General features: G+C 69.6%; 10 protein-coding genes and 1 pseudogene. 2 read left to right on the top strand and 9 right to left on the bottom strand.

Annotated elements, in window-relative coordinates:
• The 5 genes from VF697_RS18155 to VF697_RS18175 form a co-directional block, all read right to left on the bottom strand.
• On the bottom strand, nt 1-561 hold a 561-nt coding region (locus VF697_RS18155), incomplete at its 3' end, for an ATP-binding cassette domain-containing protein (protein ID WP_331096692.1).
• Nucleotides 558-1,550 carry an ABC transporter ATP-binding protein gene (locus VF697_RS18160; protein WP_331096675.1) on the bottom strand — a complete coding sequence of 331 codons (993 nt, stop codon included), beginning with the start codon at nt 1,548-1,550 and terminating at the stop codon, nt 558-560. The genes VF697_RS18160 and VF697_RS18155, both read right to left, overlap by 4 nt.
• 40 nt (nt 1,551-1,590) lie before the next feature.
• Nucleotides 1,591-2,715: a hypothetical protein gene (locus VF697_RS18165; RefSeq protein ID WP_331096677.1), complete on the bottom strand. Its 1,125-nt coding sequence runs from the start codon at nt 2,713-2,715 to the stop codon at nt 1,591-1,593.
• 23 nt (nt 2,716-2,738) lie between these two features.
• Nucleotides 2,739-3,494 (bottom strand): hypothetical protein, encoded by a 756-nt coding sequence (locus VF697_RS18170; protein WP_331096679.1) that lies wholly within the window; start codon nt 3,492-3,494, stop codon nt 2,739-2,741.
• A gap of 89 nt (nt 3,495-3,583) precedes the next feature.
• Nucleotides 3,584-4,405 carry a DUF4292 domain-containing protein gene (locus VF697_RS18175; protein ID WP_331096681.1) on the bottom strand — a complete coding sequence of 274 codons (822 nt, stop codon included), beginning with the start codon at nt 4,403-4,405 and terminating at the stop codon, nt 3,584-3,586.
• A 43-nt stretch (nt 4,406-4,448) separates the two neighbouring features.
• Here VF697_RS18175 and VF697_RS18180 point away from each other — a divergent pair, with 43 nt between their 5' ends.
• Both VF697_RS18180 and VF697_RS18185 read left to right on the top strand, forming a co-directional pair.
• Entirely contained in the window at nt 4,449-5,159 is a 711-nt protein-coding gene (locus tag VF697_RS18180) for a MotA/TolQ/ExbB proton channel family protein (protein ID WP_331096682.1), read from the top strand.
• Nucleotides 5,160-5,170: 11 nt separating this feature from the next.
• Entirely contained in the window at nt 5,171-5,623 is a 453-nt protein-coding gene (locus VF697_RS18185) for a biopolymer transporter ExbD (protein WP_331096684.1), read from the top strand.
• A 79-nt stretch (nt 5,624-5,702) separates the two neighbouring features.
• Here VF697_RS18185 and VF697_RS18190 read toward each other — a convergent pair whose 3' ends face one another.
• From VF697_RS18190 to VF697_RS18205, 4 genes and pseudogenes are all read right to left on the bottom strand, one after another.
• A complete protein-coding gene (locus VF697_RS18190) occupies nt 5,703-7,541 on the bottom strand; it encodes an acyl-CoA dehydrogenase (RefSeq protein ID WP_331096686.1) in 1,839 nt (612 codons plus the stop codon).
• A 174-nt stretch (nt 7,542-7,715) separates the two neighbouring features.
• Nucleotides 7,716-8,393 carry a MaoC family dehydratase gene (locus VF697_RS18195; RefSeq protein WP_331096688.1) on the bottom strand — a complete coding sequence of 226 codons (678 nt, stop codon included), beginning with the start codon at nt 8,391-8,393 and terminating at the stop codon, nt 7,716-7,718.
• Nucleotides 8,393-8,842 (bottom strand): MaoC family dehydratase N-terminal domain-containing protein, encoded by a 450-nt coding sequence (locus tag VF697_RS18200; protein ID WP_331096690.1) that lies wholly within the window; start codon nt 8,840-8,842, stop codon nt 8,393-8,395. Before VF697_RS18200 ends, VF697_RS18195 begins: the two co-directional genes overlap by 1 nt.
• A gap of 11 nt (nt 8,843-8,853) precedes the next feature.
• Nucleotides 8,854-9,088, bottom strand: a pseudogene (locus VF697_RS18205) (dihydrodipicolinate reductase); the annotation flags it as partial.

Below are 9,088 nucleotides of genomic sequence, written 5' to 3' on the forward strand. Positions count from 1 at the left end.
GTCGAGTGCGCTGATGGGCTCGTCGGCGACGACCAGATCCGGCCGCAGGGCGATGGCCCGGGCGATGCCGATGCGCTGGCGCTGCCCGCCGGAGAACTCGTGGGGATAGCGGTCCAGCGCTTCGCGCGGCAGGCCCATCAGGTCCAGCAGCTCGGCCACCTTCGCCTCGCGCTCGCGGCCCCGCTCCAGCCCGTGGATGGCGAAGGGCTCTCCGAGGATGTCCCGCACCGACATGCGCGGGTTGAGCGATGCGTAGGGATCCTGGAAGACGAGCTGCATCCTCCGGCGCAGGGGGCGCAGCTCGCGCTGGGAGAGGCCCGTCAGCTCCCGGCCCTCGAATTGGATGGAGCCCGCCGTGGGCTCCACGAGCCGCAGCAGCGTGCGCCCCAGGGTGCTCTTGCCGCAGCCGCTCTCGCCCACCAGGCCGAGTGTCTCGCCGCGCCGCACGTCGAAGCCCACCCCGTCCACGGCCTTCACCGTCCCACGCACGCGGCCCAGCAGCCCGCCGCGCACCGGGAAGTGCGTCTTCACGTCCCGCACTCGCAGCAGGGGCTCGGTCATGGCGCGGGCACCGGGTTGTGGCACGCGGCCTCCTGGCCGTCGCGCTTGAGCTCCAGGGGCGGCTCCACCCTCGCGCAGAGGTCCAGGGCCCGGTCGCACCGGTCCCGGAAGCGGCAACCCCCGGGCAGCCGGCGCAGGCTGGGCACCATGCCCGGAATCGTCTTCAGCCTCGGGCGCTCCCCTGCCCCCGCTGCCTCCTGGAGGGCCGGAATCGAGCGCAGCAGCCCCGCCGTGTACGGGTGCGCCGGCTGGCGGAACAGCGCCTTCACCGGAGCCCGCTCCACCACGCGCCCCGCGTACATCACCACCACCGCGTCACAGCTCTCGGCCACCACGCCCAGGTCGTGGGTGATGAGCATCACCGCCATGCGGCGCTCGGCCTGCAACTGCTTCAGCAGCTCCAGGATCTGCGCCTGGATGGTGACGTCCAGCGCCGTGGTGGGCTCGTCCGCGATGAGCAGTTCCGGACCGCACGCGAGCGCCATGGCGATCATCACCCGCTGGCGCATGCCTCCGGAGAGCTGGTGGGGGTAGCTGTCCACGCGCTGCTCGGGAGCGGGGATGCCCACCCGCCGCAGCATCTCCACCGAGTGCTCGCGCGCCGCGGCCCGCGACAGTCCCTGGTGGAGCCGCACCCCCTCGGAGATCTGCTCGCCCACCGTGTACACCGGGTTGAGCGAGGTCATCGGCTCCTGGAAGACCATGGACACGTGGCGCCCGCGCACGCGGCGCATCCTCGCCTCGGGGAGCGCGAGCAGGTCCTCGCCCTGGAAACGGATCTGCCCGCCCACCACGCGCACGGGGGGCTCGGGCACCAGCCGCATCACCGAGAGCGCGGTGAGGCTCTTTCCACAGCCGCTCTCCCCCACCACCCCCAGCGTGCCGCCGGGCGGGATGGAGAAGGACACGTCGTCCACGGCCAGGACCGGGCCCTCCTCCAGGGAGAGCTGGGTCTTCAGACCACGGACGTCGAGGAGGGGCTCGGGCATGGGGCTCACGGGGCCGGACCAGAACACCCGGCCCGGGACGTCACTTCCGGGACAGCTCCTCCAAGAACTCCTCCTCGTAGATGACGCCCTTCTTGATGAGGAGGCGGATGAGGCTGGCCACCATGCGCGCGGGCTTCACCTTCTCGGTGTGCAGCGTCGCCTCGGCGCCATCGGCCATCCGCTCGATGTCCTCGAGCACCTTCAGGTCCTCCTCGGAGATGTTCTCGAGGTTCGGAGGCGGAGGCGGCAGCGGCACGCCCTTGGCGGCCCCGCCGAAGACGACCACCGGCACGGACGCCTTGGAGGCACCGGGCGCGGAGGACGGACTCTCGGGCTCGGGCTCACCGAGCAGCTCGTCGAGGACCTCCTCGCTCTCCTGGGGGGGCGGAGGCGGAGGAACGGTCGAGGACTTCGGCTTCAACGCGGCCCGCGGGGTGATGAGGGTGATGTCCTCATCCTCGTCATCGAGCGGTGGCGGGGCCGGGGGCGCCGGGGGCTTGGGCTTCAAGGCGGACCTCGGGGTGATGAGGGTGATGTCGCTGTCTTCGTCTTCGTCCAGCAGGGGCAGCGGAGGAGCGGCGGGCAGCTCCCAGTCGAACAGGTCCGAGCCGGCCGGCGCGGGCCGAGGCTTCTCGGCCTCCCCATGCCAGCCCCCTGACACCATGCCGGTGCCGCGGTCCAGCTCCAGCGCTTCGCCGGTATCTTCTCCCAGCGCGATGCCATCCACGGACTGGCCCCGCACGAGGCCGAGCGCGCGGTCCATGTCGTCCTCGGAGGCCACGTGGACGCGGATGGGCTTGTTGAGCTGAAAGCTCAGCTCGTCCACCACCGTCAGGTCCGAGGGATCGTCCACCGCGACGTGCAGCCGCTCGCTGCGCCCCTCCCGCTCGAGCCGGAACGGGACGACGCGCTGCTCGGCCTGGAAGTCGAACGAGACGATGGAGCGCACCTGCTCGGAGATCTCCGGCAGCTCCACGAAGGGCAGATCGTACTGGCGCGCCAGGGCCCGGGCCACGGCCGAGGGCGAGGCGAAGCCCAGGGTGATGATCACCGAGCCCAGCCGCTGGCCGTTGCCGAAGGCCCGCTGCTGGCCGAGCGCCTTGCGAACCTGCTCCTGGTTGACGGCGCCCGACTCGATGAGGAGCTCGCCGATCTTCTTGCGCATGGCGGAAAGGGGGGCTGGACGGCTTACCGCTTGACCTTCGCCAGGTACTCGTCGCGCGTGAAGACGCCCTTCTCGATGAGCAGCTCCACCATGGCCTTGAGGGCCGCTACCTCCTTGCGCTGCACCTCCTCGACGCTGCGCAGGAGCTCCACCGGGCTGTTGCTGCCCACCGAAGGCGTTTCGCGTGACACGGGACCGCGCGGCGCGGGCGCCGGGGTGGGAGCCGGGGCCGGGGCCGCCGCGACAGCAGCCGCGCCCGCCACTTCGCTCATGCTCTTGACGACGGTGCGGCCCTGGGCGTCCACCACCTTGAAGTTGGTGTCCGCGTCGCCCAGCTCGGCCGTCTCCTCGTAGAAGCGCGCCATGGCCCGGGCGATGGCCGTGCGTCCGGCCACATTGGGCACGATGCGGCACTTGGTGACGCCGCGCAGTTCGTCGAGTTGCCGCACGTTGAGCGGATCGGCGATGGCCACCACGAGCGTCTTGCCGTCGTCCCGGAGTTGCAGCGGCAGCACCGCGAAGTCGCGAGCCGTCTGCACCGGCACGCGGTTGAGCACGTGCGGGGGGATCTCCTTCACCGCGTCCAGGTTCACCGCGGGGATGGCCAGTTGCTTGGACAGCGCCCGGACGAGGATGTCCTCGGAGACGAGGTTCATCCGCACCAGGATCTCTCCCAGCTTCCCGCCCCACTTCGCCTGCTCCGCGAGCGCCGCCTTGAGCTGGCTCTCCTGGAGCACGTTCGCCTTGATCAGCAGTTCACCAAGCTTGATCTGTGCCATGTCGCAATCGTGGAGAGCCCGAACGGCCCCATCCGTCCGGTCACTCTACCCGAGATTCCAACCGTTGCTGAATTCTTGACGGGGTCCGCTCAGGAACCCGGGGAGGCAGGCGGCAGGGCGACGGGAGGCAGCGCCTGCCCGCCCTCATCCACCTCGACCACGGGGACATCCTCGGGGGCGGCGAGGTCGAAGAGGGTGAGGTCCGGAGACTCGTTGAGGGTGATGTCGGTATAGCGCAGGCCCACGGAGGTGTCGGCCGTGGAGGCCCGGAGCGTCACCTCGTGAGGGAGGACGAACGACCCCTGCGCCTTGAAGTGGTCGTACTCGAGGTCATAGGCCCGGAGTCCCCGGATCTCGCTGCGCACCACCCGGAGGTGCTGGGGGTGGATGTGGAGCACCTGGGACACTTCACCCCGCTGGAGGGTGAGGACGTACAGCCGCTCCTTCTCATCCAGGGCAAGCGTCATCCGCTCCGCGGGGAGGAAGGGCACCTGGCCGAGCATCACGGACACCAGCTCCTCGCTCGGCAGGGCCACGGGCAGGAAGCGCGACAGGTTCCTGGGCGTCGCGGGGCCCTGGTAGAACTTGTTCTCCTGGGCCTGGAAGAGTCCGAAGCGCTGCCCGTCCGTGACCAGGACGGCGATGGGGCGGTTGAAGAAGTCGAACATCTCCACGCGCAGCAAGCCCGGACGTGAGGCAGCCAGGTACGCCGAGACCGTCCCGGAGCCCTGGGGAGACTCCACCCGGAGCTTCCCGTCCCCCTGGAGGGTCACCGCCTGGGACTGGGCGGCGCTGGTGAGGCGGAAGAGCTCCTCGGCCTGTGTAATCTGGCCGGTGGGGCCAAAATCGATGCGCTTGGGACACCCTGAACAGAGGAGGGCCAGGAAGATTGCTGCGGCTGCGCGGTTCATGGCTTAAGTCTCGCGCCAGCCGACCATTCCTGGCCACCATTGCATGAGCTTTTCCGACCTCCTCCACTACCTGCGCATCGGCGGCTTCACCCTCGCCTTCCTCCTCCTGGCCTCCGTGGTGGCATTGGGCGTGGCCATCGAGCGGTTGATCGCCCTCTGGGGGGTGAGCGAGCGCTCGCGGGCCCTCGGGGACACCGTCCACAAGCACCTGCTGCGCGGGGATGTCACCGCGGCCCGCACCGCCACCGAGCGCTCGGACGCCGCCGTGGCGGACATCTTCCTCGCCGGCCTCGACCGCTTCGAGCGGACCCGGGCCTGTGACGGAGTGGACGCGGCCGTGGAGCGCGAGCGCGCCCAGGTGGGCCTGCGGCTGCGCCGCAACCTGTGGATCCTGGCCACCATCGGCTCGCTGACGCCGTTCGTGGGCCTCTTCGGCACGGTGGCGGGCATCATGAAGTCCTTCAAGGACCTGGGCCTGGACGTGCAGGCGGGCGGCACCGGCGGCACCGCCGCGGTGATGACGGGCATCTCCGAGGCCCTCGTGGCCACCGCGGTGGGCATTCTCGTCGCGGTGCAGGCCATGGCCTTCTACAACTACTTCCAGGCGCGGCTGTCGCGCGTGCTCGTGGAGCTGCGGCTCATGGGTGACGAGTTCGTCGAGCTGCTGCGCGAGCGCCCGTTGAACGTGCCCTCCTCCGCCTCCACCCCCGCGGCTCCGCCCTCGGCGGAGGCGCGTCCCCAGCCGGAAGCCTGAGGTCCACGCACATGGCCATGGGCAAGGCACCCGGGGACGGAGACGGCAGCGGCGAGGACGTCGGCTTCGCCGAGATCAACATCACCCCGCTCACCGACATCTTCCTCGTGCTCCTCATCATCTTCATGGTGACGAGCTCGGTCATCGTGCAGGCGCCCGCTGGTGGAGCCCAGACGGGCCTGAAGGTGAACCTGCCCAAGGGTGGCGCCACGGACGTCACCGCGCGCACCACTGACTTGTCCGTGGCCGTCCTCTCCGACGGGCGCTTCGTGCTCGCCGGCAACGTGGTCTCCGAGGACGAGCTCAAGCGCGCCTTCTCCGAGGCCCAGCAGAAGAACCCGGACACCGTCGTCATCGTCCAGGCCGACGAGGGCGTGCCCCACGGCACCGTGGTGCAGGTGATGGAGCTGGCCAAGAGCGTCGGGCTCGGGCAGCTCGCCATCGGCGTGCGCGAAGCCCAGTAGCCGTCCCCCTCCCCGCCCAAACGAAGAGGCCACCCGGGTTGCCCCAGGTGGCCTCTTTCACGTCAGGGTGCTCGGGCGCTCAGATGGAGCCGAACGCGGCGTTGGAGATCTCCACGGAGGAGGTGTCCTCGGTGGCCATCATCCGCGCGGCCTGCTCCACGTTGGGCAGCACGTTGCGCGCGTACCACAGGGCGCTCCACCGCTTGCCCTCGTAGAAGGCCTTCTCGTCGCCGGTGGCCTTCTCGCCCACGCGCTCGGCGATGACGGCCGCGTCCAGCAGCAGCCAGCCCACGGCCAGCTCGGACATCATGTTGAGGAAGCGGTTGGCCGACAGCGGGATGAGCGCCATCTTCGCCGGATCCTGCGACCAGCCCAGCACCGCCATGGCGCTGGCCATCACGCCCTCCTGCGCCGCGGCGAGCTGGCGCACCGCATCACCGAGCACCTTGTGCTCGCGGTTGGCCTCGATGAAGGCGCCCACGTCTCCCATGAACTGCTGGAAGTTGGCGCCGCCCGCCTGCCCCATCTTGCGGCCCACCAGGTCCATGGCCTGGATGTGGGTGGTGCCCTCGTAGATGGAGAAGATCTTCGAGTCGCGCGTGTACTGCTCCACCGGGTAGTCCTGGCAGAAGCCGGCGCCGCCGTACACCTGGATGGCCTGCGCGCACAGGCGGAAGGCCTGGTCCGCGCCGTACGCCTTCACCAGCGGCGTGAGCAGCTCCACCTGCCCGCGGTGGTAGGCGGCCTGGTCATCGTCCTTGCCCGCCAGCATGTGCGCCTTGTCCGTGTGCATGGCCAGCTTCACGAGGAGCGCGCGGATGCCCTCCACGTGCGCCTTCATCTCCAGCAGCATGCGGCGCACGTCCGGGTGCTCGATGATGGCCACGCGCGGCGCCGACGGGTCCTTCCACTTGCTCACGTGCGCGCCCTGCTTGCGGTCCTTCGCGTACTCGAGCGCGTTGAAGTAGGCCGCGCTCGCCAGCGACAGGCCCTGGATGCCCACCGCGATGCGCGCGCCGTTCATCATCTTGAACATCTGGCTCATGCCGACGTTCTCGACGCCGCCCACCAGCTCGCCCACGCAGGCGTCGTTCTCGCCGAAGTTCAGCACGCACGTGGCCGAGGCCTTGATGCCCATCTTGTGCTCGATGGAGCCCACCGTGACGTCGTTGGCGCCCAGCAGGCCGCCGTCCGGCTTCACGCGCAGCTTGGGCACGATGAAGAGCGAGAGGCCCTTGGTGCCCGGGGCCGCGCCCTCGATGCGCGCTAGCACCAGGTGGATGACGTTCTCGGCCAGGTCGTGGTCACCGCCCGAGATGAAGATCTTCGTGCCGCGGATGCTGTAGGTGCCGTCCGCGTTCTTGCGCGCGCTCGTCTTCGCCGCGCCCACGTCCGAGCCCGCATGCGGCTCGGTGAGGCACATGGTGCCGCCCCAGGTGCCGTTGAGCATGCGCTCCACGAAGAGCTTCTTCTGCTCCGGCGTGCCGCACTCGGCGATCAGCTCCGCGGCGCCGAAGGCCAGGCCCGGGTACATGTTGAAGGCCGAGTTGGCGCCCGAGAGCATCTCCTCGATGAGCACCTGCAGCATGATCGGGCCGCCCTGGCCGCCGTGGTCCGGGCTCACCGCCACCGTCTTGAAGCCCTGCTCGTAGAGCTTCTTCCAGGCGTCCTTGAAGCCCTTGGGGGTGATGACCGAGCCGTTCTCCAGCCGACAGCCCTCGCGGTCACCCGAGGCGTTGAGGGGCCCGAGCACTTCCTTGGCGAACCGGTAGGTCTCCTGGAGGACCGCCTTGGCCTCGTCCGGACCCCAGGCGTCGAACGGAGCATGCCCGGCGACCTGATTGAAGCCGAACTGCTCGAACAGGGTGAAGAGGATCTCTCGAAGGTCGGTCTTGTAGGTGTTGATGCCGGCGGACATGGCCCCTCCCGGTATGTGGGGGCTCACGGCCGCGAAATCGACGGTCCACGGCCCCTCATGGGACATGGAAAGGTTACGTCGATTGATTCTAGAGTCAATCCCGAATGACGCCTCGCGTTGGGGCGGCGAGTGGCTGGTGCTCGCCGCCCAACAGGCGAAGTGAGGGAGAAGGTCCTACTTCTTGGCCTTCTTCGCGGCGGCCGGAGCACCCACCCCCACGGCGGCAGCGGCGGCGGACGGCATGGCCGTCTTGGCGGCCGGCTTGGGGGCCGACTTCTTGCCCGCCAGGCTGGCCGACCGGCGCTCCTCGTCGTCCTCGCTCCCCTCGGCCGCGGCGGCGGCCGAGGCGTTGAGGAGGCTCTCGCGCGGCACGTCCACGACGATGGGGGCCTGGCCGGAGCGCTGCCGGTTCTCGTCCTCCAGCGAGAAGAAGAGCTGGATGGTGGAGTTGCCCTTCATCACCAGCTCACCGCGCTGGTTCTCCGCCCACAGCTCCACGTCGACGAAGTAGCGGCCCCCCTCGCCGTGCCGGTCGCTCACGCGGCCCTTGCAGACGATGGTGTCACCCGGCCACACCATCTTGATGAAGCGCACGTGGTAGCGCCGGAGCTGACCGCCGCGGGCCCAGTCGCTGATGAGCTGGCTCAGCATGCCCATGACGAGCATGCCCGGGGCATACACGGAGGGCATGCCCACGCTCTTGGCGTACACCTCGTCCACGTGGACGGGGTTGAAGTCGCCAGAGGCGCCGGCATAGCGGGACAGCTGCACCCGGTCGATGGGGGCCTTGGCCAGGGCCGGCAGCTCGTCACCGACACGGAGGCCTTCGAAATAGAGCTTGCGCACGGGCATTACGAATTCTCCTTGGCGGCACGGACGATGAGCGTCCGACGGGCGCGGAACACGAGGTTGCCCTCCTCGTCCCTGCCCTCGTCCTCGATGACGGCGACGTCCATCTTCCCAGCCGGGCCCGTGCGCTCGAGCACGTCCGCCACCCGGGTGGCGACGAAGATGCGGTCCCCGGCGAAGATGGGCCGCTCGTACTCGAAGGACTGCTCGGCGTGCAGCAGGCTCTTGATGCCCACGCCCAGCAGCTCGCGCAAGTCCGCCGCCGAGCTGAAGGAGGCGGGGAAGGTGGGCGGAGCCACCACGGTGGGGTAGCCCGAGGCCCGCGCGTACTCCTCGTCGTAGTAGATGGGGTTGTAGTCGCCGAGAGACTCGGCGAAGCGTCGGATGGAGCCCTTCTCGACCTCATTCAGGAAGGGCGGCGAGGCCCGGCCGATGGCGTTCTTGTCCAGCATGTCCTCTCCCTTTAACGACCGGCCGGAAGCTCGAGCACGGTCAATAGCCCGGCCTCGGCGGCCGTCACGCGCGGCGCGGCGTTCACCAGCGTGTGGGCCGTGGCCCTATCACCGGCGACACCTCCGCGAATCTCCAGAACGAGCTTCGAGTCCGCGTCCAGCTCGATGCGGTCCCCCGGCTCGTCCGCGCCCACCGCGATGGTGAGCTCCAACCGCACCCGCTCCTGCCCCTCCTCCAGTCCCACC

Origin of the sequence: Archangium sp., assembly GCF_036388035.1 — a bacterium.
In the GTDB taxonomy this organism is placed as follows: Bacteria; Myxococcota; Myxococcia; order Myxococcales; family Myxococcaceae; genus Archangium.

Bases quoted from the DNA above. Each gene is read 5' to 3' on its own strand.
- VF697_RS18160 (WP_331096675.1), bottom strand. From the start codon at position 1,550: ATGCCCGAGCCCCTCCTCGACGTCCGTGGTCTGAAGACCCAGCTCTCC.
- VF697_RS18165 (WP_331096677.1), bottom strand. From the start codon at position 2,715: ATGCGCAAGAAGATCGGCGAGCTCCTCATCGAGTCGGGCGCCGTCAAC.
- VF697_RS18170 (WP_331096679.1), bottom strand. From the start codon at position 3,494: ATGGCACAGATCAAGCTTGGTGAACTGCTGATCAAGGCGAACGTGCTC.
- VF697_RS18175 (WP_331096681.1), bottom strand. From the start codon at position 4,405: ATGAACCGCGCAGCCGCAGCAATCTTCCTGGCCCTCCTCTGTTCAGGG.
- VF697_RS18180 (WP_331096682.1), top strand. From the start codon at position 4,449: ATGAGCTTTTCCGACCTCCTCCACTACCTGCGCATCGGCGGCTTCACC.
- VF697_RS18185 (WP_331096684.1), top strand. From the start codon at position 5,171: ATGGCCATGGGCAAGGCACCCGGGGACGGAGACGGCAGCGGCGAGGAC.
- VF697_RS18190 (WP_331096686.1), bottom strand. From the start codon at position 7,541: ATGTCCGCCGGCATCAACACCTACAAGACCGACCTTCGAGAGATCCTC.
- VF697_RS18195 (WP_331096688.1), bottom strand. From the start codon at position 8,393: ATGCCCGTGCGCAAGCTCTATTTCGAAGGCCTCCGTGTCGGTGACGAG.
- VF697_RS18200 (WP_331096690.1), bottom strand. From the start codon at position 8,842: ATGCTGGACAAGAACGCCATCGGCCGGGCCTCGCCGCCCTTCCTGAAT.